The organism is Streptomyces sp. NPDC001828 (assembly GCF_042892175.1).
In the GTDB taxonomy this organism is placed as follows: domain Bacteria; phylum Actinomycetota; class Actinomycetes; order Streptomycetales; family Streptomycetaceae; genus Streptomyces.
Window position 1 is genome coordinate 23080 of the sequence record NZ_JBIATV010000023.1, and the last position, 25141, is coordinate 48220.

A 25141-nucleotide genomic window follows, 5' to 3' on the forward strand; every position below is an offset into this window, starting at 1 on the left:
CGTTGTCGGGTTTCGAGAGGTCGTGCCGGGCGGGGAGCCATCCCCGCGGGGTCCTGCTGCGGAAGGTCCGCCCCGGCACAGCGGGCCTTCCGTTTGTCCAGCTCAGGGGCTCATTGCATACCCCTTGTTGGCCACGCACATTGTGTAGACAATGCGTTGCCGAGATGAATCCTGCCCCTTTGATCGCCAGGAGTCAAGAGCAAAGTAGACGCGCCGCACATTGAGTAGACAATGAGGGAAACCGCAGGTAGAACTAAGGCCATGTCACCTAGTCAGAAGCCGCCTGCGCTTTATGTGCGGATCGCGAATGACCTGCGCCAACGCATCAGCGCGGGTGAGTTCGCCTCCGGCCCCCTTCCCACAGAGACCTCGCTCGCGGACAAGTACGCGACCACGCGGGTCACCGTCCGCAAGGGCCTGGACCTGCTGATTCAGGAGGGCCTCATCTACGCGGACCGCCCGCGGGGGCACTTCGTGCGGGTCAGGCGTCCGATGATCTACAGGCCGCAGCAGGAGTTCAGGAAGCGCCCCCTCAGTCCCGAGATGGACAGCTTCCTCACCGAGATGATGGAGCTGGGGCGCGAGGCGTCCCAGACGATCGAGGTCTCGGTGGTGCCGGCGCCGCCCATCGTGCGTGAGCGGCTCCGCCTGGAGGAGGGCGAGCTGACCGCCGTCCGCCGCCGCGTCCGGTTCCTGGACGGTGAGCCCTACCTCTCGAACGACTCCTACTTTCCCCGTGCGCTCGTCAAGGACAGCGACGAGATCATGAACCCCGCCGACATCGCGCGGGGGGCGAACGTCGTCCTGGCCGAGCTCGGCTACCAGCAGGTGCGCACGGTGCGCGAGTACGAGTGGCGAATGCCGGACCCGGCGCAGACCGCCCGCCTGGGCATCCCGCCCGGTACCCCGATCGCCGAGGAAGTCGTCACCGGCTACACCGCCGCCGGGCAGCCGGTCAGGTGCGTCATCAACTGCCTGCCCGGGGACCGCATCAAGATGGTGCTGGAGGACGAGCGGCCGCGCCTGGGAAGCGAACTGACCATCGCCCCGGCCGCGCCGGAGGACCTGGAGACCGTCACGGCCCTGTGGAAGCAGGCCGGGGACTGGCTGCGGGAGCGGGGCATCGATCAGTGGCAGTACGAGCCGCGCACCGACCGCATCCGCGAGAACATCGCCGCCGGGGAGTGCTTCCTGGTCCACGACCAGGGCATAGCGGTCGCCACGATCACGCTCGACACCCACGCCGATCCAGATTTCTGGAACGCGGACGAGGCCGCCGAGGATGCGCTGTACGTGCACCGGATGGTCGTCCGGCGTGACGCCAGCGGCGAGGAGCTGGGCAGCGCCCTGCTCGACTGGGCGAGCACCCGGGCCGAGGCCGGCGGGAAGAAGTGGCTGCGCCTCGACGCCTGGCGAACGAACCAGGGGCTCCTCGACTACTACCACGCACGCGACTTCGACCTGATCCGCACGGTCCCGGCGGACGGCCGCCAGTCCGGCGCCCTCTTCCAGCGGAAGGCGGGACGCGTCCGCGGCGTGGGCCCCGCCCTGACTGAACCGGCTGGTTCCGCAACTACGCCCGAGGGCAAATGACTTCGTCCCCCCGGCGACCCACCCGTTACGGTGCGTGTGGTCGGATAGACGATCAGGGAGGGAAAATCCTCCCAAACGCAACAGGCCCCCTCGGGGGCCTGTCGGTCCGCCGCCGGAGGTCGAGACCCGGAGAGCGGCCGCACCTTAGTCACGGGGGAGGTGCGCTTTCGATGAGCGTACGGGTTCAGGCGATATCGCCGCAGCAGCCTTCGGGCAGCGCCGCGCCGAACGGCCAGAAACGATCAGTCGGCGCACGCCGCTCGTGTTCCCCAGCTCCACCACGCTGAAAGTCTGATGGCCGCCCCGCCTAAGCGGAACGGCCACCAAGTTTCGACTCGCCCAGAGTCAATGCCCCCGAGGGGGCGCCAACCCACACCCATAGGTGGGGCCTCGCTGCCGTGTTGCCACACGAACAGCAGCGCCAGGATAAGGGCGACACCGCGTCATCAGCACATTGATCACACGGCTTGCCCTCGATCTGGCCAATGAGGCTCCCCGAAACGTTCTCAAAGGGAAGCACTCGTGCCATTCCAGCACCACCCGTCCATCTACCCGCCCCACAGCACTTCCATCTCCGCCGTCCTCGGTGAGGGCCGATGAGCCTCACACCGATGCTCTGGGCGATGAAGGCCGCCCCCGTCGCCGACACGACCGAGAAGCTGATCCTTATCTCCCTCGCCGAGCGGGCCGACGAGGACGGATGCGACGCGTTCCCGTCCAAGGCCACCCTGGCGAAGGATGCGCTCTGCGACGAGAAGACCGTCCAGCGGAAGCTGGGCAAGCTGGTCGACCGCAAGCTGATCGGCCTGGGCGACCAGCGGGCCGCGCAGTACATCGAGAAGCGCTACCGGCCGAAGGTCTACGACCTGCTCATCCCGTACAGCTGGTTCCCGGACGTCGACGACATCAACGAGACCCGCCGGCGGCGCGGCCGGGGACTCCTCACCCCGGAAAACCGCCCCGACATCGTGCCCGCGCCCACCCGCGTACAGCGCTCTGACAAGGGGAAACCCCGCGCCAAGCAGGGCTCTGCCACATCCAGGGGGGACAAGGAGTCCCCCCTGGAGAACCTGAGTGCCGCTCCCACTTCAGGGGGGACTGAGAGTCCCTTCAGGGGGGACTCTCAGTCCCAGCAGGGGGGATTGACAGACCCCCAAACCTCCCCTGTTGAACCTCCCCACTCAAACCTCCCCATGGCGCCTTCGGCGCGAAGCGCTGGTAACGGCCGTCAGGCCCCTACAGGTAGTAGCGCGCGCGGGACGTCGAGCGGCTCCGCCGCGGCTGACGGCGCAGGAGCGCCGAACCGGACGTCGGCTCGATCTGGAAGGGAGGTGCTGGTGACGGCCGAGGTGCAGCGCGTCCTCGAAGGGTTCCCGGATGCGCTCCGGGAGGCCCTGGTCCGCAAGGTCCGCTCCGACCGGCCGAAGACCGTCGTGCAGGCCATCGAGAAGCAGCTGGCCGGGGGCGGCCTCGTTCAGGCGAAGATGCTCGGGGACCGGGTAGCCCGGCGCTGGGTGACGCACGGCTACACCAAGCACTACGCCGAGGGCACCCTGACCAGCCCGGTCGGCGCGGCCGTGGCCATGCTCCAGCCGGGTCCGTGCCCCGAACCGCGCTGCGAGGACGGCGAACTCGACGACGGCAACCCCTGCCGCAGCTGCATGGAGCGGGAGAAGGACCGCCGCGCCGACAAGGAGCGGGCGCGGAAGGCTCGGGCGGAGGAGAGGGAAGCCGAGTTCCGCCGCCGGGCCTGCCCGTACTGCAAGGAGGACCGGGGCACCGCCGGCCAGCCCTGCGGAGACTGCGCCGGAGCCATCGCCTCCTCGAAGCGGGACGCTGCCGCCTTCGTCGATCAGGCCGTCTCGGCGTACCGCGCACGGACCGGCGGCGACGACCAGGCGGCCGCCGCGTTCCGGACGCACGTGGTCGAGGGGATCGAGCAGGCTCGCCGGGCGGCAGCCGGGCGGGGCGCCGACGTCCTGGGGCAGGCCCTCGCTGTGCGGCTCGCCGCCGACGACTACGCCCGCGAGCAGAACCGGCTTCGCCAGCAGGCAGCGGCCGAGGAGAACGTGGCTCTTGCTGCGGGAACCGAACGCCCCGACCCCGGCCTGGGTGTCGCCATCCCCGCTCAGGAACCGTGGGCCGGCGACCACTGCCCCGGCCACGAGAACACCGGCTGCCCGTGGGACAAGCCCGCGGTCGGCACCGACGGCCTGTGCGCCCGGTGCCGGATCGAGGCGGTGAAGAAGCAGCCCGCGCACATCGGCTGACGGCACACATGGATCGGCCCCCGGGAGGAGTCCCTACCGGGGGCCGACCCATGTCCGCGGGCACCACGGCGCCTACGGCGCGTTTCCCGGGCGGGGCCTGTTGGACACCCGACCCGCCGTACGGGCCTGGGCTGGCAGGCGGCTCCGCCGCGATCAACGGCGCAAGCGCCTCAAGAAGTCCCCTCGTCGAATCAGCACCAGAAGCAACCCACCAAGATCCGTAAGCCGAAGCCCGGCCGCCGCCACCCCCTTCCGTAGCCAGCCGCCTTTCCCCACCGACATCCGCAGAACGGCTTGTCACCACCAGCGGCCTCGCCCCGGGGTGTGGTGCACCCGTCCTTCGGCCGGGTACTGGTGGCTCCTCGCCCCCAGACCCCTCGCCAGCGCCTAGGGCGCGCTGGACCGCCCACCCCTGGGGGGCGCCTCCCCCCAGACCCCCCACCAGCGCCTTTCGGCTGCGCTGGACCAGCCACTGCCGCCTGCCCTGCGCGACACTCCGCTGCGCTCCGCGTCACGCACCACTCGGGCCCCAGGGGGCCCTCCCTGGGCAGTTGCCCCTGGAATCAGTGGCTGGACTGAGCGGTGGGTCGGGGTGATTCCTCCGCGCCGTTGTTGTCCGCCGGCGCGTCGTGGCCGGGGCGAGGGGCTGAGGTCGAGGAGGGCCAGGAGGAGCTGCGCGACGTCGACGGGTGCGGGCCGGCCCGGGGTCGGGGGAGGGAAAAGCGGCTGGCAAGGAGGGGGGTCGGGAATGCTGTTGTTGCGCGGCGGAGCCGCCTCCCCCACCCCGACCACTGACCACGGGAGGATGGCCGTCGACCTGCGGCGGTGAACGCGCCGCAGGCGCCTCCCCCGCCGCAGGTCGCCACCGGCCTCTACTACGTAGTTAGAGGCGAAGATCGTTTCCGCAGGTCAGAGCGTTTTGATCTGTACGTTCCGCGACAGACGAATGTAAGAATCTGCATCACGCTTCCCGATTTCGGGAAACGGTCCCTGTCGACCTCGACACGCCGAAGGGCCCCCAGGGCGTTTCCCGATTCCGGGAAGGGTGTGTATGGTGGCGCCCATCGATTCCCGTACATGGGAAAGTCCGAGGTGGGAGGCTATGGGAAGGCGCAACGGAGTCGTTCGCGAGTCTGGCGAACTCGTTCAGATCGACATGCTCCCTGGCTTCGAGGACGAGCAGCCAGCGAAGAAGCCCGTCCGGTACAGCTGGCGCGGCCGCCACGTGAACGTCTCCAAGGAGATGGGTGCGGCGGTGTGGCGCAAGGACTCGGGCTACGACCGCAACGACCGTGATGTGCTCGGCTTCTACATCTTCAACTCGGGCGAGAAGGCCGCCCGCCTGGAGATGACTTTCGACCAGATCGGGCAGGAGCTCGGGATGAACCCCCGGGCGGTCTCGAAGTCGGTCAAGAAGCTCCATGCCGGTGGCTTCCTCCTGGAAGCTGGCACGATGGCCAAGGTCACCCTGTACCGCTTGAACGGTCGCTTCGGATACGACGGACCTGCCGAAGAGCAGGTGAAGGCCGTGGCGGACATGAGGCATCCTGTAATCCCGGCACCCGAGCCGGAGCCCGCCAAGTCGCGGCCCTCCAAGGAGGTCAAGTGATGAGCTCCCCGGCTGAGCAGTTGGAAGCCGAATACTGGCTGACCCGCGAGCAGCTGCACGAGCTGCTGTGCAAGTCGGGGGACCTGCCCGCCGCCGCGTCCAAGATCCTGATGTACGTCGCGACCGCGGTCCCCGTCGGTGAACGCGTCGACGAGTCCGCTTCCGCCATCGGCGGGAAGGTGGGCATGAGCACCTCGGCGACATCCCGGGCGGTGAACGCCCTCCTCGCGGATGCGTGGCTGGAGCCTGCCGGCCGCGTCGTCGGAGTGCAGACTTACCGGCTGGGTGCGGCGGTGTACGTCACCCTCGGGATCTCCAAGACGGGCGCCCCGGCCGACCAGGCGGACCGCCCCCTTGCGACCGTCCGGCACCTCCCGGTGCCTACGCCGACTTCCTGACCGACGCCGCCCCGAAGGGTCCCGCCTCAGTTCCGAGGCGGGACCCTTCGTGCATGGAGACCCGCATCGGGGGGCACCCACACCATTCCCCCTGTGGCTTGAATGTGGTAATGTTCTCAATGTTGGAAGGGGTTGGCACCCCGACCCGCAGGCACTCGAAACCCACCGCAGGAGATGAGCAGATGAACACGAACCCCCAGGCGCGAACCGAGCAGCTCCCCGCAGACTCCCTGACGCGCAACGATCGAGTCGTGATCAGCGGCGACGAGCTGCCCTACCTCGTGGACGCGGTCGCGGACCTGCCGGACGGAGGAGTCCGAGTCACGTACTCCTCCGGCGACACGGTCGAGTACGCGATCGGCGAGCAGGTCGCGGTCGTCGACTGAGCCGGTGGCGACGGGACCACGGCGGCCGCCGTGCTCGCGCTGGTCCTGGTCGTCGCGCTCGTCTCGAACGAGATCCGCCGGGGCCCGTTGGCTGCAACCAACGGGCCCCGACCCGGCGGCCGGAGGTGTTGGCTCAAGCCAACGACCCCGGGCTGACCGCGTCATACCCTGTAGAAGCCCGACTGAAGGGAACCCCCGTGGAGCACCTGCCCGCTTCGCCGAAGCCGGTCGTCGTCATCCATGACGAGATGGAGGACGTGCTGGCGGCCGTCGACCGCAAGCTCCAGGCCGTGAGAGCCGAAGTGGCACCCCGTGAGCTGACCGGGAGCGAGCTGCTGACGGAGCTGGCTCGCCGTGGCCGGCGCGGGCCGACTGCGTACGAGCGGTGGATGGCGTCCGAGGATGCGCACCGCATGAGCGACTTCGACTAGCCCCGCCCGCGGCCGCCGCTCTCGCTGCGGCCTGCTCTCCGAAGGCCCGTCTCCCACCCCTGCGGGAGGCGGGCCTTCGGCGTGCGCCCTCGTGGAAGCTCCCGGAGCTCCGCATAGCCGGACTGGGGATAATTGACCTCCGCGCCCGATTCTCCTCCCTCGGGTCCGTGGGCCCTACTGGGCCCACTCCCCCTCGGGACACCCGGGCTGACGTGCCGCGACGAGCCCCCGCGACGTAGTAGCGGCGTCTCCGGCCTGAGTGGAGGGGAGGGCACCGATGGGCACCGGGCCTGGCCCACCGCCCACGGCGCCGCACCTACGAGCGGAGCGGGCCCACCCCGCTCAGCCGTAAAGGCGCCCGAGGTTAATTATCCCCCTGGCTTGAGAGTGCGCGCCCAAGGGCGCGCGAAAGAGGGGCGGAGGGCCGGGGCGGGGCCGTGGCCGGGGTCCAGCCCTTCCCTGCGGCCCGTCCCGGGCTGAGCAGGCCCCGCCCCACCCCTCCGCGCTGCTTCTCGTCCGTGCTCCCCTGACCCGCCGTTGCAGTCTGCGGACCGTGGGGGGATGAACAGATGAAAGGACGCGCTTCGCGCGGCGACAGAAGGAGCAAGGCGCCGTATCGGTGCAGGTGGTGACGCATCATCGGGCCTCAAACCCCCCAGGAACGGGCCTGGTTCGCCCTCTCCCGCGCGCACAGCACCTCTGGGCCCGATTCCGCGCCGCACGGCCTGTCGGGCGCTCTGAGGGGCTTGTGTGGCCTCGCGGGGCGGATGGGGCCTCCCAGCGCCGACCGCCGGTCCCGGGAGCCTCCGGCGACCAAGATTGCCAAACCGTGCGTTAGCACTCTCCGTAACCATGCCGCCCTGGCGTTTCCGGCCTGCGGCCACGGTGAGTCACCGGAATCCGGTCCGCCGAGACAGGCCGTTGACCTGCGGCGATGCTCCTTAACGCACGTTTTTGCGATCTTGGCCGTCGGCCGGTTCCGGCGGGCTGCGACCCGTGTCAACTTTCCGGTGACAAGGCGGCTGACGCCGCGGCGGTCACCCGTCCTGGTGGCGCTGCCCGCGTCGGACGACGTGGCGGCCGCGGCCTGCGCCACGGTGGTCACATGCCTCGCCTCGCCGCCCTGCTCGTCCCCCTCGTGCTGCTCACCGCCTCGGCCTGCGTGAGCGTCCCGGCCGCCGGACGTCCGGCCGACCGGCCCCCGGCGGCCCCGGCTCCCGCCGCCGCTGCGTACACCCCCTCTTCCGCCCCGCCCCCGAGCCAGGCACCCGCCCGCGAGGAGCTGGTGCGCACGGGCGACGACAAACCGCGCGCGGCCGCTCCGCCGCGCGAGCGGGCAAGGCAGGCGCCGGCGGCCCCGGTGCGCCACCCGGTCCGCCGCACCGGCCGCCCTGAAGCGTCGGCGCCGCAGCGGCCCCGGGCGGCGGTACGGCCCGCTCCGGCCGCGCCCCGCCGTCCGGCTGCTGCTCCGCCCCGCAAGAAGCCGCAGCGCGCCCGCCCGAACACCGCCCCGGCCTACGACATGCGGACGCTGTGCCGGTCCGCGGCCCACAACGGGGTCGGGCAGAACATCGTCGACCTGTGCCGCTCGACGTACGGCCGCTGACCTGAAGGTGCCGCCGCACCCCGTTCTCCGGGCGCTTCCGGGGCTTCTTCAGGGCGATTCCTGGGCGCCGGGTTCCGGTGCGGTCGGCACCGTCTAGCGTGTTGCCGTCCGTGCGGAGCCAGCAACGAGGGGAAGGCGCCGGTGATCGTGGAAGAGTCGCCCGGCAGGTTGGCCGAGTGGGTGCGCGCCGACGTCCGGGAGGCCCGTACGGCGCTCAGCCGCGCCCGGCTGCTGCACGGAGAGGCGAGCCCCGCGTATCAGCGCGCCGCGATCCAGTGGAGCCACCGGCAGGCGATCTTGGACGAAGTCGCCGCCCGGCGCGGCATCACGAGCAAGGACGTCGACCTGCTGAGCACGCCAGCCCTGGAACTCCTGGCGGCCGTACAGAAGGTTCGCCTCGACGTCGCAGCCGCCGACCGGGAGGCGGAGTTCCTGGCGGCCACCGCGTTCCTGGAGAGCCCTACGGCCACCGACGGCTCGACCGGCTGAGGCGGCCCGGCGGCGGCCGCATCCCCGCGCGAACACGAGTGTCAACTTTTTGGTGACAACCGCCTTCCGTGTGGAAGGGTGGGCCCCATGGCGATCGACCACGCGAAGCAGCAACGGATGCAGGAAGCGGCCGAGGAGCTGCTGCGCGAGCGCTACGGCCAGAACGGCAACTACCTCGACCCGCTCAAGGTCATGCAGGAGGTCCGGGCCCAGGCGCTCGGCTACTACACGGGCGGTGCCGGCGAGGAGAGCCCGGAGGTCCCGGCGGAGGACGTCCTGGCCGCCCTGACCCTGATGGAAGAGGCGCGGGCCAACCTGGACGCCCTGGAGCGCGATCTGATCCGCGCGGCCCGCAGCCGTTCGGCGTCGTGGCAGAGGATCGCGGACTCGCTCGGCATGGCGAACCGGCAGGCCGCCGAGGCCAAGGCGACCCGCCTGGAGCGGGCGGCCGAGTCCCACCGCGGCGACCGCGATGTCCGCGCCCAGCGGCGCGACCGCGCACGGCGGCGGACGGTGGAAGCGTGGTGCCGCGCGCACGAGGCCCGCATCAAGACCGTCAGCGGCCGCCTGGTCGACGTCGCCGGCGCATGGCCGGAGCTGGCAAAGGACGCCGCTGCGGCCGTCTACCTGGACCAGCTGTCCGAGGCCGCCGACGGTGTGCGCAGGATCGAGTGCCTGGAGATGCTGCATTGGCGGATCGAGCCTGCCCGGCAGGGCCTGGAGCCGTCCGGCCCGCGGGCCGACGAGGCGGCCCTGGCGCGTGACGCCGTGCGCGATCTGCTCGACGAACTGTCCGCGGCCCGCCTCGCGGCAGACGACGCCAGACTGTCAACGAAACGGTGACAGGTGGCCGTCAGGCCGGGACCGGCCCGCGGTGGACGCCGAGGAGCGTCCCGTCGTCCCGCAGCACGCCGATCGCCTTCAGCTTCTCCAGCGCCTCATCGACCTGGCTGGGCTCAAGGTCGAGCTGGGCCGCGATCTCGCCTGGTGGCCGCTGCTGGTCGTCCGGCTGGAACATGAGCCACATCGCGACCTCACGCTCGGCGCTTCCGCACCCGGCACTCAGCAGCTTGCCGCGCAGCTCGGTGTCCACCGCCACGTGCTTGGAGACGCCCCAGGCTGCTTGGACGGGCACGGTGGGGCACACCCGGGCCTCCAGCTCGTCCAGGAAGCCCTTCCACGGCTCCAGTTCGGGGGCGCCGTCGGTCAGGTCCCGAGCCGTGAGTTCCGCGCACATCGCCGTGACGGCGTCGCGCAGGCCGGCGAAGAGCTGCCGCATCGACTGCGGGCACCGGCACTTCGCGAGAGCGGGGTACTTCTGCGTCGGCACGTACGCCTTGTCCAGGTTGCCGATGGCGACGCCAAGGATGGTCGCCGCCTCACAGAGCTTCTCGTCGGGGTCGCCGACGGGGAGGAGGGGCGAGTAGTCGTCACCGCTGCGGTCCTGGCTGTGCTGGCCGTGGAGCCCGAGGGCTCGCATCCCGTGGGCCGTGGCCAGGTGATCCAGGACGAACACCATCTGGTTGTTGGCGTCTTGGAGGTTCTCCCTCATGCGGCGCAGGGTGCCCTGGCGTTCCCGGACCGTGGTTTCCTTCTCCTCCTTGGCCAGGGCCTGGTGCTCTGGCGCGAGGTGCTGCCACGCCGTCATGAGGGCTGTGCTGATGGCGAGAACGCCGTCGGCTGTGGGGGTCTGCTCGGTCATCGGGGGCCTTCCGGTTCGACCATGCGGCCAGCTGGCGCGGCGCCGCACGCGGTGGCGCGCAGGGTGGCCGCGCCGCCGCGTACAACGTCGGTCGGCCTTGGATGGACACGGCGTCCCGGATCTGGATTCACCCGTCCGGGACTGCCGGTTCGGCCCTGTCCGGCTGCGCCGGACGGGTATCCTGGGGGCGGGCATCGCGTAGGCCCAAGCCCGCCGTCCGGCCCATGACCAGACGGCATGACGGGCAAAGGTGCCAGGGCCCTCCGGGCCTGGTCAGCTTGCCGAACAGGCAGCGCGCCAGCGCACGAGTTCCTCACCGTCGTCTTCAACGACGACCTCCTCCGTCGTGCGCTGATCTCGTGCGCGCCGGGTCATGGGACCGTGCCGCGCCGAGAAGAGTCAGCTGTGTCGAAGATCGAGAAGAAGAACCGCCGCCGCAAGAGCCACGCGGAGCGGGAACGGATCAAGGCCAAGAAGGCCGCCAGCGGCGCCTCGTACACCTCCGCCCAGTCGGGCACCGCCCACCGTCACGATGGCCCCGAGATCGGCCCGGTCGACGGCTCCGGCTTCGGCACTGACCGGCAGGCCGACATGCAGACGGCTTCCGCGCTGATCGGGGCCTGCGCGGCAAAGTGCCGACCGTGCCAGGCCAGCCTCGCGGACAAGGTCCTCGCCGGTGACCGACTCGTCGTCGCCAGCCTCGCCGGCACCGTCTACTCGCTACTCCCCTCCCCCGGCGCCACGTGCTCCCCAGCCACCCGACGGTTCCACACCGTGGCCCATGACACCGGGCGCCCCGGCTACGGCCCGGCGGTCCTCGCCGCGGTCGAGGAGCTGAGCCAGGAGGACCTGGAGGCGCTCCTGGAGGACACGCTCGACCTGTGGGCGGCCGCCGCCGGGACCGCCCCGCCCACGGAGGCCGGCGCCCCGGACCCGGGTGCGGGCGAGGAGGAGAAGGACGCGCACCGCTACGCCGCCGCGAGCGGGACCGCCTACCTGATGAGCGCGGGCATCGACCAGCTGCTGAGCCTGGAGGAGATGCAGGGCCTGGTCGAGCACGCGGAGAAGTCCGCCGAGGGCGACCCGGTGGTGTGCTTCCTGTGTGACGAGCCGATCGACGTGACGGCGGAGCCGGAGGTCCACGTGGGCGTGAGCCCCCGGACCCTGGCCGTCGACGGCCGCCAGCTCGACACGGTGCATCCGGTGTGGACGCATCCCGGCTGCGGCCGTACCCGCATCTGGCCGTGGCCGGAGCTGATGGCGGAGCGCCAGCGCCGCGGCCTGTACGTGGCCCCCGAGGACCGCCAGCCGGAGAAGCCGACCGTGCCGGGCCCGCGGAACGCCGACTACACGCACTTCAGCGTCGCCCGGCAGCCGGGCGGCGGGATGGTGCCCCTGGTACTCGTCGAGCCGGGCGAGCCCGACGAGTACGGGATCGAGGGGTACCTGGCAGCCCGCCTGTCCGAGGGGTTCAAACCCGTCGACCTGAGCGGGGGGCGGCCCTTCCCGGTGCTGGACGGATGGCACCTGCGGTGCGAGCGCGGCCGGATGGTCTCGGTGATGCGCGCGGGCGGCGGAGCCTGGTACCGGCAGGAAGGCGGGTACGCGACCCCGGGCAACTGGCGGCAGGCGGCCCGCCAGCGCACGGCGCTGTTCCTGGTCGTGCCCGCGGGCACCGTGGGCGACCGGCAGGGCGACGACTGGCTGGCAGCGGTGAGCCGGGCCGCCGAAGCCGGCCACGTGCTGGGCGGTCTGGTCGCGGTCCGCGGGACGCTGTCGTGAGCGGCCGCAAGACCCTGCCCGGGGTCGCCCGCGTACGGATCACCGGCGACGACGCAGCGACGCAGGCCCTGCTCGACGCGCTCGCAGAGCACTTCACCGTGACGGAGCCGGACCCCTACAGCGGCGGCCGCAGCTACCTGGAGGTCGACACCCGCCCCGGCTCGGCCCCGAGCAGCGCCGGCCCCGAGGATGACGGGCCCGACATGCCCAGGGCCTCGAAGCACCGGCCCGCCGAAGTGCCGTCCACGGTCGCGGTGATGATGGCGCGCCAGATCAACGCGGCGCACCTGCACCTGTCCCAGTTCCGGAACCTGGTGCAGACGTACGGGGACGGCCTGATCCCCGAGTGGCCGAAGCCCGGCCAGGCCCCGGACAACCCGGTGGACCAGACGCTCAGCACGGCGTCGCGGCTGCTGTACGAGCTGCGGGAGTGGAGCAGCCACACCGCCCACGCCTCCGGCGCCGTCTCGGTCCTGCCGGAGATCATCGCGGCGTCCGAGGAGCAGCGCCGGGCCGAAGCGGTGCTCTACCCGCCGGGCGGGTGGTGCGCACTGCCGGGCGGCACGATGCCGCCGCCCGGCGAGGAGCGGCCAGCGGAGAGCGCGGCGGACCCGATCGCGGCGCAGCTGCTCGGGCCGGTGCCGGAGAAGCGCTACAGCGCGCGGGCCTCGGGCAGGTCGGTACAGCGGGCGCTCCCCGCGGTCGCGGACACCCCGGCGGCCGCCGTGTGGACGGCGGAGCGGGCGTTGCACGGCTACGTCTGCCAGCACTGGGAGACGCCCGGCGACACTCCGGCCGACCTCGCGGCCGCCGTCGACGGCCTCGACGAGCTCGCCGACACCTTCACCAGCGCCTGCACCCACATCCTGGGCGAGATCAGGCGCCGCATGGACGAGGGGCTTCTGGTCGACGTCGACGAAGACGCCTTCACCGAGTCGGCGGCCGCCGTGCGCGCGCAGCTCGGCATCGAGCCGGAACGGGTGCCCAAGCTCGCGTACGCCCTGTCGCGCGTGCGCCAGGCGATGACCGGGGCGCGGGCGGCGTTGCCCGCGGCGGCGGGCGGCACTCGCGCCTTCGACGCCCTGGCGCAGGCGAGGGCCCTCGGCGCCCTCGACGGCAAGACGCTCCCGGAGGTACGCCGCGAGCTGGGCAGCGAACGGCACTGGCAGCGGCACCGCTCGAAGACCCGGATGCCGGACTACACCGCGGCGGACTGGCTGCGGCGGGCCATGCACTGGATGCACGCCGCCGACGTGACCGCGTACGACCACGGGGCGCACCTGGCCGCCGAACGGCACCCGGAGCGTTCGGGCCTGCCGATCGGCACCCCGGCCGTCATCGAGGACGGGGGCGAGCGATGAGCCGGAGCGCGGTCCGTGCGGCCGTGGGCCCGCAGGTGGCGGCCCTGACGATGGTGCGGTCACTGATGGGCGGAACGCTGGAGGGGAAGGGCCTAGAGCAGACCGTGGACCAGGCCAGGGGCGGGGTCCGCGAGGGCCTGCGCTACATGTCGACGTGGGCGCGCGGCGCGGACCTGCGGACCGAGATCGTGCCCATCGCGTGCGCGCTGGGCCGTACGGCGGTCGCCGGTCTGTCCATCACGCAGGACGGCGATCCGGTGGCGGTGACCGGGTGGCTCGACGTCCAGGCCCGTACGGTGCGCGAGCAGCCGGTCAGCCTGACGGTCGAGCATCCGGCGGACTCGGTCGTCGTCGACGTCGCCGCGGTGTTCGCCGAGGAGCTGCACCACAGCAGTGCAGCCGACCCGGCGGCGCTGGAGGCCAGGGACCAGCGGGCCGCCGAGCTCGTGGTCGCGTGGACGCGGCCAGGCGCAGCGATGCGGGACCATGTCGAACTGCTGCTGTGCGGCGGCTGGTTCGCTTCGGTGACGCTGGCCCATGCCTTCCGCTTCGACGGGGCTCGGATGCAGGAGTACGTGGAGAACCATGCCCGCGCCCTGATCCTGGCGGGTCGTCACTGACCGAGCCGCCCCGGCCGCAGTCGACGGGCTGCGGTCAGGCGGCGGCCGGGACGAGTTCCAGCGCCCGGATCAGGGCGCCGATCCGGTCGCGCGGGCATCCGGCGACCGGGGCGCTCAGGACGAGCAGCCACCGGACCACGTTCGCCGGGACCGGGTTCCACTCGCCGAACGCGACCTGCGTCAGCCCGGCCTCGGCCGCCCAGACGCGCCGGGCCTCCGCCTCTCCCCCGCGCATCTGCCCCTCGATGAGCAGGTGCGCCACCCGCAGGGCCGGGATGTGGTTGCCGTGCTGGAGCTCGCGGTACGCCGCGGCGGCGGCCTCGCCGTCCTCGTCGCTCTGCTGGCCGTGGGCGAAGAACTGGGCCAGCAGGACGGCGGAGAGCTGGAGTTCGTCACGGGCCACCAGCTCGGCGGTCACCGCCGCCAGGAGGTCACCGGCCTCGTCCGGCGACTGCGCCGCCGTGGTCAACGTCCATTGCAGGAGCTGCCGCACCGGCAGGGACTCGATCAGCTCGGCGGGGCCCATCTGGAACGAGCCGACGAAGGTGAGGGCGAGGTTGAACGGGTTCTCGGGCTTGGCCATGCGGACATCCTGGCGGACCTCGCCCCGCAGGGTGGGGCCGGTTCACCCTTGAGCACACCGAAGGGCCGCCACCCAAGTTGACGGGTGGCGGCCCTGGACTCCTTGCTGCGATGGCCGGACTACACGACGCAGGCGAGCGGCACGTAGCCCTTGATGCCCCGGTAGGTGATGTACGACCACCGGTTGTCGTTCTTCCAGCCGCAGAGCGAGTAGTTGTCTGCGAGCTTCACGCCGCAGGTCACGTACGTCGCCTTCGCGCCCTTCGGGAGAAGGCCGAGGGCAGTGGCGTTGACCTTGGTGGTCTTGCGGATCTTGACGCTCTCGTGGGCCACCGCCGGGTTGAGGACGCATCCGGCCTTCGCCTGCACCGTCGTGGCGCTGGTCTGCGCCGTGGCGGCGGAGGCGGTGCCGCTCGCGAGGATCAGCAGCCCTGCCGCGACGGCGCCGGTGAGCGCCGGGGTCAACCTCTTCATCTTCATCAACAACTCCCCGTGCTTGATCACGAACCTTGATCGGTTCGGACCCTACGCGAGGCGTATCGCCATGATCGACCGCTTTTACGACCGCTCCAGGGCGTCCAGCAGCGGCTCCTTGTACCCCGCGGCGGCGAGGTCGTCGTTGGCGAGCTTGGCCTGGTGGAGCAGCTTGAGGGTGGCGGTGTGGTCGGTCCGCGCCCAGGCTGCCCGCGTCGCTTCCCGCAGGGTGCGCCGGGCCCGCAGCACCGTGGGGTCGGTCTCGTCGCCGGCAGACGCGCGAGCGGCGTGGAAGGCGTCGACGGCCTGGACCGCCTTCGCCATCGCGGCGGCCGTCTTCTTTTTCTCGACGTCCTCCGGCAGCAGGGGGTTGAGCACCACGGCCGGACCCCAGTGCGGGGTCTTCGCCCCGGCCGCCTGCTCGGCGGTGTAGGCGCTGCGCTGTTCCTGAACCCCGAGCCGCAGTTGCTCCAGGCCCTCCGGCAGCTCCCAGCCCTTCCCGCCGACTCCGGTCACCGCGCCCTTCAGCTCCCCGACCTGGGCGACGTAGCTCTCGATGAGCCCCTTCCTGCCCAGCGGGGTGCCGCGCCGGTAGGCGCCGTGGCCGTGCGAGACGAGCAGGGCGTTCTTGCTGCCTTGCAGGCCCGCGATCAGCTGGGCCCTGATCGGCAGCCAGTTCTCCAGCGCTGCCTGGGTGATGGGCGAGACCGGCCAGACCTCGGTGAGGTGCAGGTCCGAGGTGATCGCCTGCGGGTTGCGGATGATCTTCACCCAGGACAGATCGGGAGCGAGGTCGGCGATGCCGCAGGTGCAGAGTTCGCCGGTGCGGGGGGCGGCGTCCAGGACCAGGCCGACGACGACGAGCATCCGCGCGAGGCCCGGATCGGAGGGCTGCTTTTCGACCTGCGCCTTCAGCCCGTTGTGCAGCTGGCTGCGGGCCCAGGCGGGCATCGTCGGCTTCCGGGGGGGCTTGGGGTAGGAGATGGCGCCGCTGGGGACACCGGCCTCGCGGGCGAGCCGGCGCAGGATGCTCGACCTGCGCCGCTGCGAGGTGGTCACGCCCTTGGGGTTGTTCTTGTATCCCCGCAGGCGCAGCTCGCCGTTCTCGGTCAGCTCGCACAGGGCGGTGGCCCCGGGTCCGAGGAGTTCCCGCAGCGACGTGCCGTACCGCTCCTTGTAGTCCTCCCGCTCCAGCGCCTTGCAGATGGTGCGGTGGACCCAGCGGACGTGATCCGCGACGGAGTTGGTGGTGTCCGGGTCGTCCAGCACCTTCTGGACCAGCGCGGGCAGTTCTTCGACCGCCGGATAGCGGTCCTCGTTAGTGCTCGTGGACACTCTGGCTCCTTCCGGGACTACATTTCCAGGTTAATTATCCCTGTGCCGGCTGGCCATTCTGCCCCATCGGCTGTCAACTCGTCAGCCCTGTTCACTCGGCGTGGGTCCCCGCCGCCCGTACACCAGATCAGGCCGCTTCCCGTCAATCTCCCGGTCCGGCGGAAGCCCTGCGCCCTACCCTCGTCGGAGACGATCGACGAGGGGACCGCACGTGACGATGGAGTTGCCGGACATCTTCGAGACCCGGCAGGTGAAGGCGTTTCGCGACGCCCTCATGGCCGGTGACCTGGAGCAGGCCAAGAAGATCGAGGACCACCTACTGGCCGAGGCGGCTACGAGCCCTGCGGACCGGGAAGTCCTCGCCGACCAGCTGCGCGCGTCGATGCTGTTCCGTGCGTACGTCGATGCCTCCGGCGCCGGTGACGAAGCAACGGCCCTGGTGTTTCAGGGGCTCCTGACGACGATGTGTTCGCCGGAGACAGTCCAGTCGACCCTGATGGGCGGCCTGCTCTACTCCGGTCTTCAGCAGGGCTCGCTGCCGGCGGAAGACCACGACCGCCTGACGGCCTGGATGAAGGAGGCCGACGTCGGCGAGGAGATGAAGGCCCGTCTGGCGAGCATCACGCGGAGCGGTTGAGGAGCGCGCCCCCGGTGCGCCCATGTCAACTTTTCGGTGACATGGGCGCTGGAGTGTCGGCGCCCCGTGCGATGCTGCCGGACGAACATCCGCCCGCAGGAGGTAGACCGTGACGCACCCGGCCGTGAGGGCGCGCTTCGGCGCTCCGGCACCGGACAGCAGCCTGCCCTTCGTCGCCTCCGTCTGCGCCGTCGGCTGCACGGCGGCGGCCGTCACGGTCACCGCCCACTCCCGGCTCCTGTTCGATCACCTGTGGCTGTCCGGCGGCCTGTGGGGCGCCGCGGCCGCCCTCGGCTACGCCGCCGGGTGGGGCCTGTCCCGCCTCCTCAAGTTCCAGCGGCGCCCGCTGACCCCGAAGCTCGCCGTGATCTCGCTGGCCCTGGCCTTCGCCGCGGTGTGGGGCGTGAACAGCATCGCGTCGCACGTCTTCATGAGCGCCTGGAGCCGGTACCTCGCGGAACTCGGCGGCCCGGGTCAGTGCCTGGCCGGGACGCCGTACGGCAACGACCGGGCCAGCGTCATCACCTGGGCGGCCAAGGGCGACGACCGCATGGAGGTCTGGCCGGGCGGGCCGGCCCCGAAGGACACCCCGAAGGGGTACAAGTACCCGGTGCTCAAGCTGAAGCACGCCGTCAACGGAGGCACGCGCCCCCTGGCCCCGGCCGACGACGCGTCGCGGGACCTGCTCCGCTCCTACGGCTGCCGCTGACCCGGCCCGCCGTCCACGTCCTCCTCGGCACCCTCACGCGAGGGTGACCTGAGCGGCGTGCAGGGTTCCACTCGAACGAGGGACAGCCGCCCCCTGCGGCGCTGCGGCCAGCCGGACGTAGTCGAGGACAGTGGCCCACAGCCACCGGGCGCTGCGGTCGTCCCCGGAGCTCATCGCGCAGGCCGCGTTCCCGGCCGCGTGACCCCACAGATCCCGCTGGCGGCCGCCGTGTTCGGCCTCGGCCGCCCGCAGCGCGGCGACGAGAGCGGCGGCCGGCGGGGGCTCCCCGGCGTCCTTGTCCAGCCACGGGCGTACGGCCTCAGCGACGGCTTCCGCCGTCTCCCGGGAGAAAGAAGTCTCACTCATGGCGACACCATGCCCGAGGGCGCCCGGCGGACGGGCACCCTCGGGAGCAGACGGGCGGCCCCCGTACGGAGGCATCAGCCGCCGGGGTCGCCGGTCGTCCAGGTCCGGCGCGGCCGGCGCGGCTCGATCAGGCGGCCGTGCGGAGCAGGGCGATCACCGTGCAGTCGTCGCGGTACCCCTCGCAGTCCTCTTCCGCAGCGGCGACCAGCGCGTCCGCGAGGTCCTGCGGGGCGTCCTGGTGGGCGCGGCACAGGGCCGTCCAGGTCTCCGCGTCCACCTGGTCCGAGACCCCGTCCGACACCAGCAGGACCAGGCGGACCTCCTCGGGGATCTGCACCTGTCGGCACGTCGCCGCGGACGCCTGCGCCAACCCGAGCCGGGCCCAGTTGTCATGCAGCTCGGCGTCCAGCTCCACCGCCGAACCGCCGTTGATCCGCAGCCACTGGCCCATCGTCTGGTCGGTCGACCACTGGGTGAGCGCGGCCCCGTCCCAGCCGTACGCCCGGCAGTCCCCGATCCAGTGGACGCTGGCCGCCTCGCCCGGCTCCATGCAGGCGTAGACCGCGGACACGTGCGGCGGCCGGTCGTAGGCCGTGGCCATCTGTCCGGCGGTCATCAGCCCGGCCAGGCCGCCCGCCGCCAGCCCGATGTGGGTGATCACCGCCGGGGCGAGCGCTGCGTACCTGACCACGTCCGGGTGGTGGCCCGCTCCGTCGACCACCGCGGCGCACACCATCGCGCCGCGCTGCTGGACGTCCGCCCCGTCCGCGCACGGCGGTTCCGTCCCAGGCCGCTGGGCCCGCCCCACCACGACCGCCCCGGTGTCCACGGCGTTCTCGGTCTTCTCCACCATCGTCTTCTCCCTTGCCTCGCGGGAGCGGACCGGGCGGCCCGCTCCCCCGTAAGGCCAGCGGCGAAAGAAGACGGCGCTAGATGGCGCTACTTACCGAAACTGAGGCTGATGTGACGCATGAGGCGATTCCCGGGAGCATCAGGCCGCGAGGGTGAGCCAGCGCCCTAGCTGCTTGCTGATCTTGTCGACACCGGCGGCCGCGTGCCGGGCCCGGCGTTCCTGGTCGCCGCGGCGGCGGATGTACGAGAGCGTCGTCGCTGGATCGTCGTGTCCGGCGAACTCCTGGATCTCCTCCAGTGGGGTGGCGTCGTCGTGCATGTGGGTCAGGCGGCTGACGCGCAGTACGTGGGGGGTCAGGTCGCGGCCGGTGAGGACTCCCGCGCGTTTCCCGAGCCGGGTCAGGATGCGGTCGACGTCGTGGCGGTCCAGGCGGCGGCCTTCGGAGTCCAGGAGCAGCGGCCCCTTGGTCCGGCCGTCGACGAGGAGGACCAGGAGCTCGGCGAGCATGTGCGGGATGTCCCACTGCCTGCCCTTGTTGCCCTTGCGGGTCAGGTCGATCACGGGCTTGCGGCCGTCGCGGAAGTCGGTGACGTCGGCCTCGCACCACTCGCTGACGCGGCCGGCGAAGACGTAGACGAGGGAGGTCACGACCACGTCGCGCAGGCACTCCGCCCAGTCGAAGAGGCTGGCGTACTCCTCGATCTCCAGCATCGGGGTGGCGGTGGTCTCGTCGTGCCGGTCGATCTTCGGCCGGTTGTGGCGGGTGACCGGGTTGGGGATGTAGGTCTGCGACTCCTCGGCGGCGAACGCCGTCAGCGAGGACAGTGCGGACAGGCGGCGGGCGATGCTGCGGTTCGCTCGCTCTCGCTTCTCCTCGCTGAGCCGCCAGGTCGTCACGTCCCCGCGGGTGATGCACCCGATGTAGAACCGCTCGTGCCCGAGCTCCTGGGCGAATCCATGCCAGAACCGCAGGTCGTCGGCATAGTTCCGCTTGGTGTTGATGCTGGGGATCGTGGAGGACGCGAGCCAGCTCATGACGGTGGTGAACGCCTCGGCCGTGCAGATGTCGCGCAGGATGTCCATGCGGTAGCGGCGCGGCCCCAGTTTGCGGTCTTTCGGGTCGCGCGGGGCCACCTGCCCGAGATCCTCGCGGATCTTGGCAAAGGCGTCCTCCGCCCGGGTCGGTGCCCGCATGACGTCGCCGGCGGGACGCTGGGCGACCTCCGGGCGGGGCATCACGGCCGGAAGTCCTGTCGGAAGTCCGGGTGCTCGGAGAACGCGGCGAAGGCGATACAGCGCAGCGACCAGCCGAGAGCCTGCATCTGCCCGGCGAAGAAGCTGTGCCGGTCGTCGTCGCGGTGCGGGTGCTCGAACTTCTCCTCGAACTCCAGCAGGCTCCGGTTCACCCCGGCCAGCAGACGCTCCTCTTCCTCCTCCGCCGCCTTCGCCCGCTCGGCAATCCGGGCCTTGAGGAAGGCAACCAGAGCGCGGTCTCGGTCCAGGGCGGCCTCGTCCTGGACGATCAGCTGGAACTTCAGGGCGGTTTCCCCGTCGGTCATGTGCCCCTCCTTGCTCTCGGCCCCCAAAGCTACCTGCGAGGACGGACAGCAGCGGGCGCCCCTGCCGGGCTCGAACCGTCCGGTCAGCCGGTGGCTCGGAGTCGTTCGAGCAGCTCGGCGACAGGAGGGGTCTGGGCGTACCGCGACAGCTCAGGCTCCAGATCGCGGATCATCGTCACGCAGCGGGGAGCGTCGATCCGGCTGGCCAGGTCGAGTGAGCGTGTGGCTGTCACCGCGGCGATGTCGGGTTCGCCGTCGCGGAGGTAGGTCTCGGCCTGGTAGGTCAGGAACACGGACCTGGTCTTGGAGCGGGTGACGGGCAGCAGGGCAATGCCCTCGTCCATGAGGTGGTGGGCTTGGCGGTGATGACCGAGGTCCGCGAGGCACCGGCCGCTGTCTGCGGCCAGATCGGCGTGGGACATCCACGAGCACCAGGCGGGGGCCGGGTCGTACGACGGAGTGTCGAGGGCCTTTTCCGCAGCGGTGAGGGCCCGGCGGCACAGCCCGTCCTCGTCGAGGACCGCGAGCGCGCGGGCCTGCCGCAGGTGAAGCAGGGACCGCGCTGCGGGGTGCTGAGTACGGGGAATGGCGTGTTCGAGGATGTCCGCTGCGGTACGGGCGTCCTTGAGCCACAGGAGTTGGTACGCAAGGTCGGAGAGGATGCCCGCGCCGAGGTCGCGCTGATGGGCGGTGTGGGCGTTGTGGAGAGCGGCGTGCCAGAAGCGGCCGGCGGAAGCGTGGCGGCGTTCGTCGAAGTGCTGCCAGGCGATGGCCTGCGAGAGAGAAGCGGCCAGGGTGTGCAGCCGCTGCCCGGCGGCCGAGGTGTAGCGGGACTCGCTGATGAACTCGGTGACGGTACTCAGGTGCGCGTCGAGCAGATGGCGGGTGCGGCGCCTGCGTTCGGTGGCGAGGCGGATCAGCTCCGCCCCGGTCTCCTCCAGCCAGTCGAGCATCTCGGCATCGACTTCACCGGGCGCGGCGAAGCGTGCGAACCGGCCGGGCTCAGTGACGGCCCACTGGTGGGCGAGAGCGGCCAGCGATCCACTGGTGTAGGCGATGAACGACCGGCGGTCCAGGGAGGTCATCAGGGCCTCTCGGAGTGAGGGAACGGCATTGTGCGGCCCCAAGGGCAGCGGCTTGTCCTGGCCCGGGAGCCAGTTGGGCCAGCCGAGATGGGCGACGGCCGCGTAGTCGATACCGAACACCTCGGCGATGAGCGGCTGGGACTCGTCCTCGTCGGGCTCGGCGCGGCCGGTCTCCCATTTGGAGACCCGTGACCCTCTGGTTCCCGAGCGCAGGCCACGACGCGCGGCGGCCAGCCGGATACGGCGGGCCAGCTCCTCCTGCGACCATCCGCGCTCGTTCCTGGCGTGCGCGAGGGGGTGGCGGATTTCGTCGTCCACCCGCCCATTGCACCACCCTCTCCGCGCCCGGGAGAGCTGTTCCAGAAGACCGGGGATAGGGCGGGGATAGGGATTTCCTCTGTGCCCCGGGGCCGGCGCCCGCTGTACTCGTCGTGTTCCGCCCGGCACCCCGCGTGAGGGGCGGAGCGCGGCGACGAAACCGTTCCCAACGGGCCTTGTCCCGCTCGCCGGGCTGCATCTCCCCCGCCCCGCGAGCGAGGGCCCGACCGGCTTCATCACCGCCCGGACGCCACCGTCACCAACGCACAGGGAGGGGTCGCCATGTCGTACGACCACTGATTCCGAGAAACCCCCGGGGCGGGCCTGCTGCGGCGGGCCCGCCTCTCCCGCTCTGGAGAGGACCCGCGATGCCGTCCGTGACTGACCGCTATGACCCCTTGGCCGCGGAGATCCTGCGCGACCCGTACCCGGTATTGGCCGAACTGCGGATGTGTCAGCCGGTGTTCTGGCACGCAGGCATGGACTCGTGGGCACTGACCCGGTACGCGGACAGCGTGCGCGTTCTGCGCGACCACGCGTCTTTTGCCCGCGACCCGAGGCGCACCGGGGGCACAGTGCCGGAGCCGTCCTTGAGCGTGCAGACGCTCGATCCCCCGCAGCAGAGCCACGTCCGCTCACTGTTCATGACGGCGCTGCGCGCCCAGGACCTGACCGGCATCGAGAGCCGCGCCCGCCGACTGGTAAGCGAACGGCTCGGCCAGCTGGCCGGGGGCGGCACGTTCGACGTGATGGCCGAGATCGCGGTGCCGCTGTCCGTGGCAGCCGTGGCCGACCTGCTCGGCGTCGAGCCCCCGCCGTACGGGAAGTTCGCCGCGGTGTCGGACGCGATCATGCGGAGCATGGACGGCGGCCTCAACCCGGCGCTCGTCGAGCCGGGACGCATCGCCCGCCAGCAGCTGAGCGACCTGGTCGACTCCTGGTTCACGACCTCGACCCGGCCCGGCCTGCTGGCCCAGGTGCGGAAGGCTGCGCCTCCCGACTCAGGGGCGCTAACCCAGCTGTACGTGAAGAACACGGCACGGGTGATGTTCCAGGGCGGCTACAGCACGATGGCGGCCGCCGTCGGCAACGCCGTGCAGACCCTCCTCGCCCACCCCGGCGCCCTTGAACAGATGCGGGACCCGGCGCTGTTGGCCACGGGCGTGGACGAGCTGGTGCGCTTCGACGGGCCGGTACAGGGCACCACCCGCACGGCCGTGCACCCCTGCCGAATCGGCGGCGTCGACATCGAGGCGGGGCAGAAGATCGTCCCCCTGTTCGCGGCGGCCAACCGCGACCCGGACGCCTTCGCGCGGGCCAACGCGCTGGTACTGGACCGCTCCCCGAACCGCCACCTCGGCTACGGATGGGGGCCGCACGCCTGCATCGGAACGACCGTTGCCCAGGCCGGGCTGCGCGCCCTGGTCGCGGCGCTGAACGACCAGCCCGCCCGTCTGGCTGCTGCCGGCGACGGGGTGCGGCGCCGCACGGCGACCATGCGGGCCTTCGAGACGCTGCCCGCTCTCCTCCTCCCCTGACCTCCGCCCACCTCCAGGAGTCCGCTGTGCGCATCCTCATCGGCAACCACATCGATCCGTCCATCCGCGAGCGCCACGACATGCGGGCCTGGACCCAGCGCCTGCTCTGGTTCGCCCGCCCCGGTGACCTGCTCGTCCTGTGCTGCGAGCCGGATGCGGCATTCGTCGACTACGCCCTGGCCCACACCGGCGTGAAGCGCGAGGAGCTGACCGTGCTGACCGCGCCGCCTGGGGCCTGGGGGGACCGGCTGCTCGATCCCTCCTCCCTGACCGTGCCCGCGTTCGTGGAGCAGGTGCGGGCCGCGCTCGGTCCAGGCGGGCCGGGGGCGGTAAGCGAGGTGTTCGCGCTGTGGCCGTCGGCCGCCGTGGCGCGGCTCGCCGACGCCCTGGGCCTGTCGGACCGCTTCCCGGGCGCGGCGTTCTTCGGGCAGGGCGGTGGGGAGATCGGGAACAACAAGGCGAATTTCCGGGCCGTGGCGGCGGCAGCCGGGGTGCCGATCCTGCCGGGCCGCATCTGCCGCAGCCGCGCCGAAGCGACCGAAGCGACCGACGCGTTGCTGAAGGACTCCACGTCCGGGGCAGTCGTGGTCAAGCAGGCCCACAACGGGGCCGGCGTCGGCAACCAGCTCCTCGTACGCGACCCCGGTATGGCCGTGGACCACGTCGGTGCCCGGCACCTGCACCACCTGGCCCCGGGCGCGGACGGCATCGCCGCGTACTGGGCCGAGCGGTGGCCGTGGGCGAGCGGAGAAGGCCGCTGGCCGGTCGTCATCGAGGAGTTCGCGCCCGGCGCCGACGCGGTGTACTCCGAGCACTACGCCTCCAACGACGGCACCCGGGCCACCGAGACGGGGCGCCTGCTGTACGTCGGGCGGCGACTGAGCCACCAGGTCGTACCGCTCGACGGCGTCACGGAGCCGACGCGAGCGGCGTTGCTGGACGGCGGGGCCCGGCTGGCCGACGCGTACCGGGCGTTCGGCTACCGCGGGCACCTGAGCGCGGACGCCCTGGTCCTGCCCGGCGGGAACGTGGTGTTCACGGAGGTCAACGCCCAGGTCTCCGGGTCCTTGCACATCTACCAGTCGATCGCCCACGGCATCGTCGACGTCACGGCCGAACCGGCACGGCAGGTGGTCGAGTACCACGTCCCGCCCACCTGGGCGGTGCCCTCCTTCGACGCCTTCCTGGCCGCGCTCGACGAGCTGGGCCTGGCGTACGACCCGGCCACCCGGACCGGGGTGATCGTGTCGATGCCCGCCATCCCCCTGGAAGCGGGCGCCCCGGCGCAGTTCGTGTTCTGCCTCGCCTACGACCCCGCCGAAGGCCACGCGGTCGCCTTCGACCGGCTCGACGCACGGTTCGCGAGCGTGCCCGCCGGCACCTACGACGCCAGCCAGCACATCGGCACCGGCACCGTGTCCTTCTCCTCCTGAACGGG

Annotated in this window: 25 protein-coding genes; 16 read left to right on the plus strand and 9 right to left on the minus strand. The window is 71.6% G+C overall.

What is annotated here, in order from left to right:
- Positions 1-261: 261 nt before the first annotated feature.
- From ACFYZA_RS38920 to ACFYZA_RS38960, 9 genes are all read left to right on the plus strand, one after another.
- Positions 262-1593 carry a GNAT family N-acetyltransferase gene (locus ACFYZA_RS38920; RefSeq protein ID WP_388494966.1) on the plus strand — a complete coding sequence of 444 codons (1332 nt, stop codon included), beginning with the start codon at positions 262-264 and terminating at the stop codon, positions 1591-1593.
- Between the two features lie 596 nt (positions 1594-2189).
- The gene (locus ACFYZA_RS38925) at positions 2190-3863 is read left to right on the plus strand and encodes a helix-turn-helix domain-containing protein (RefSeq protein WP_388494967.1); all 1674 of its coding nucleotides are present in this window, start codon (positions 2190-2192) and stop codon (positions 3861-3863) included.
- Between the two features lie 1102 nt (positions 3864-4965).
- On the plus strand, positions 4966-5472 hold the full coding sequence (locus ACFYZA_RS38930; RefSeq protein WP_058848653.1) for a MarR family transcriptional regulator: 507 nt from the start codon (positions 4966-4968) through the stop codon (positions 5470-5472).
- Complete coding sequence (locus ACFYZA_RS38935; protein ID WP_387810415.1) at positions 5472-5870, plus strand: hypothetical protein; 399 nt, start codon at positions 5472-5474, stop codon at positions 5868-5870. Before ACFYZA_RS38930 ends, ACFYZA_RS38935 begins: the two co-directional genes overlap by 1 nt.
- Positions 5871-6052: 182 nt before the next feature.
- Positions 6053-6256: a hypothetical protein gene (locus ACFYZA_RS38940; RefSeq protein ID WP_388494968.1), complete on the plus strand. Its 204-nt coding sequence runs from the start codon at positions 6053-6055 to the stop codon at positions 6254-6256.
- 197 nt (positions 6257-6453) lie between these two features.
- Complete coding sequence (locus ACFYZA_RS38945) at positions 6454-6687, plus strand: hypothetical protein (protein ID WP_388494969.1); 234 nt, start codon at positions 6454-6456, stop codon at positions 6685-6687.
- A 1105-nt stretch (positions 6688-7792) separates the two neighbouring features.
- A complete protein-coding gene (locus tag ACFYZA_RS38950) occupies positions 7793-8293 on the plus strand; it encodes a hypothetical protein (RefSeq protein WP_388494970.1) in 501 nt (166 codons plus the stop codon).
- A 141-nt stretch (positions 8294-8434) separates the two neighbouring features.
- Complete coding sequence (locus tag ACFYZA_RS38955) at positions 8435-8782, plus strand: hypothetical protein (protein ID WP_388494971.1); 348 nt, start codon at positions 8435-8437, stop codon at positions 8780-8782.
- Positions 8783-8869: 87 nt separating this feature from the next.
- Positions 8870-9625: a hypothetical protein gene (locus ACFYZA_RS38960; RefSeq protein WP_388494972.1), complete on the plus strand. Its 756-nt coding sequence runs from the start codon at positions 8870-8872 to the stop codon at positions 9623-9625.
- 10 nt (positions 9626-9635) lie between these two features.
- Here ACFYZA_RS38960 and ACFYZA_RS38965 read toward each other — a convergent pair whose 3' ends face one another.
- A complete protein-coding gene (locus ACFYZA_RS38965) occupies positions 9636-10484 on the minus strand; it encodes a hypothetical protein (protein ID WP_388494973.1) in 849 nt (282 codons plus the stop codon).
- 405 nt (positions 10485-10889) lie between these two features.
- Here ACFYZA_RS38965 and ACFYZA_RS38970 point away from each other — a divergent pair, with 405 nt between their 5' ends.
- The 3 genes from ACFYZA_RS38970 to ACFYZA_RS38980 are packed head-to-tail and all read left to right on the plus strand — an operon-like array spanning position 10890 to position 14247.
- On the plus strand, positions 10890-12266 hold the full coding sequence (locus tag ACFYZA_RS38970) for a hypothetical protein (RefSeq protein WP_388494974.1): 1377 nt from the start codon (positions 10890-10892) through the stop codon (positions 12264-12266).
- Entirely contained in the window at positions 12263-13627 is a 1365-nt protein-coding gene (locus ACFYZA_RS38975) for a hypothetical protein (protein ID WP_388494975.1), read from the plus strand. The genes ACFYZA_RS38970 and ACFYZA_RS38975 overlap by 4 nt, the downstream gene beginning before the upstream one ends.
- Positions 13624-14247: a hypothetical protein gene (locus ACFYZA_RS38980; protein WP_388494976.1), complete on the plus strand. Its 624-nt coding sequence runs from the start codon at positions 13624-13626 to the stop codon at positions 14245-14247. The genes ACFYZA_RS38975 and ACFYZA_RS38980 overlap by 4 nt, the downstream gene beginning before the upstream one ends.
- Before the next feature lie 34 nt (positions 14248-14281).
- On the opposite strand, the gene ACFYZA_RS38985 is transcribed toward ACFYZA_RS38980, so the two are convergent.
- The 3 genes from ACFYZA_RS38985 to ACFYZA_RS38995 all read right to left on the minus strand — a co-directional run bounded on the left by ACFYZA_RS38985 (position 14282) and on the right by ACFYZA_RS38995 (position 16638).
- Positions 14282-14830, minus strand: coding sequence for a hypothetical protein (locus tag ACFYZA_RS38985; RefSeq protein ID WP_388494977.1), 549 nt, complete (start codon positions 14828-14830; stop codon positions 14282-14284).
- A 119-nt stretch (positions 14831-14949) separates the two neighbouring features.
- Complete coding sequence (locus ACFYZA_RS38990) at positions 14950-15309, minus strand: hypothetical protein (protein WP_388494978.1); 360 nt, start codon at positions 15307-15309, stop codon at positions 14950-14952.
- Positions 15310-15387: 78 nt separating this feature from the next.
- Positions 15388-16638, minus strand: coding sequence for a hypothetical protein (locus ACFYZA_RS38995; protein WP_388494979.1), 1251 nt, complete (start codon positions 16636-16638; stop codon positions 15388-15390).
- A 211-nt stretch (positions 16639-16849) separates the two neighbouring features.
- On the opposite strand from ACFYZA_RS38995, the gene ACFYZA_RS39000 reads away from it, so the two are divergent.
- Together ACFYZA_RS39000 and ACFYZA_RS39005 are read left to right on the plus strand one after the other, a co-directional pair.
- On the plus strand, positions 16850-17275 hold the full coding sequence (locus tag ACFYZA_RS39000) for a hypothetical protein (RefSeq protein WP_388494980.1): 426 nt from the start codon (positions 16850-16852) through the stop codon (positions 17273-17275).
- A gap of 109 nt (positions 17276-17384) precedes the next feature.
- Positions 17385-17984 carry a hypothetical protein gene (locus ACFYZA_RS39005; RefSeq protein ID WP_388494981.1) on the plus strand — a complete coding sequence of 200 codons (600 nt, stop codon included), beginning with the start codon at positions 17385-17387 and terminating at the stop codon, positions 17982-17984.
- 33 nt (positions 17985-18017) lie between these two features.
- Here ACFYZA_RS39005 and ACFYZA_RS39010 read toward each other — a convergent pair whose 3' ends face one another.
- From ACFYZA_RS39010 to ACFYZA_RS39030, 5 genes are all read right to left on the minus strand, one after another.
- On the minus strand, positions 18018-18350 hold the full coding sequence (locus ACFYZA_RS39010) for a hypothetical protein (RefSeq protein WP_388494982.1): 333 nt from the start codon (positions 18348-18350) through the stop codon (positions 18018-18020).
- A gap of 127 nt (positions 18351-18477) precedes the next feature.
- Entirely contained in the window at positions 18478-19203 is a 726-nt protein-coding gene (locus ACFYZA_RS39015) for a SpoIIE family protein phosphatase (RefSeq protein ID WP_388494983.1), read from the minus strand.
- 138 nt (positions 19204-19341) lie between these two features.
- A complete protein-coding gene (locus ACFYZA_RS39020; RefSeq protein ID WP_388494984.1) occupies positions 19342-20439 on the minus strand; it encodes a tyrosine-type recombinase/integrase in 1098 nt (365 codons plus the stop codon).
- Complete coding sequence (locus ACFYZA_RS39025; protein ID WP_388494985.1) at positions 20439-20762, minus strand: hypothetical protein; 324 nt, start codon at positions 20760-20762, stop codon at positions 20439-20441. Before ACFYZA_RS39025 ends, ACFYZA_RS39020 begins: the two co-directional genes overlap by 1 nt.
- A gap of 83 nt (positions 20763-20845) precedes the next feature.
- Positions 20846-22165, minus strand: a complete 1320-nt coding sequence (locus tag ACFYZA_RS39030) for an XRE family transcriptional regulator (RefSeq protein WP_388494986.1) — start codon at positions 22163-22165, stop codon at positions 20846-20848.
- A gap of 368 nt (positions 22166-22533) precedes the next feature.
- Between ACFYZA_RS39030 and ACFYZA_RS39035 the strand changes: the two genes are divergently transcribed.
- Both ACFYZA_RS39035 and ACFYZA_RS39040 read left to right on the plus strand, forming a co-directional pair.
- The gene (locus tag ACFYZA_RS39035) at positions 22534-23703 is read left to right on the plus strand and encodes a cytochrome P450 (protein WP_388494987.1); all 1170 of its coding nucleotides are present in this window, start codon (positions 22534-22536) and stop codon (positions 23701-23703) included.
- 26 nt (positions 23704-23729) lie between these two features.
- A complete protein-coding gene (locus ACFYZA_RS39040) occupies positions 23730-25136 on the plus strand; it encodes a peptide ligase PGM1-related protein (protein ID WP_388494988.1) in 1407 nt (468 codons plus the stop codon).
- The last annotated feature ends 5 nt before the right edge of the window (positions 25137-25141 follow it).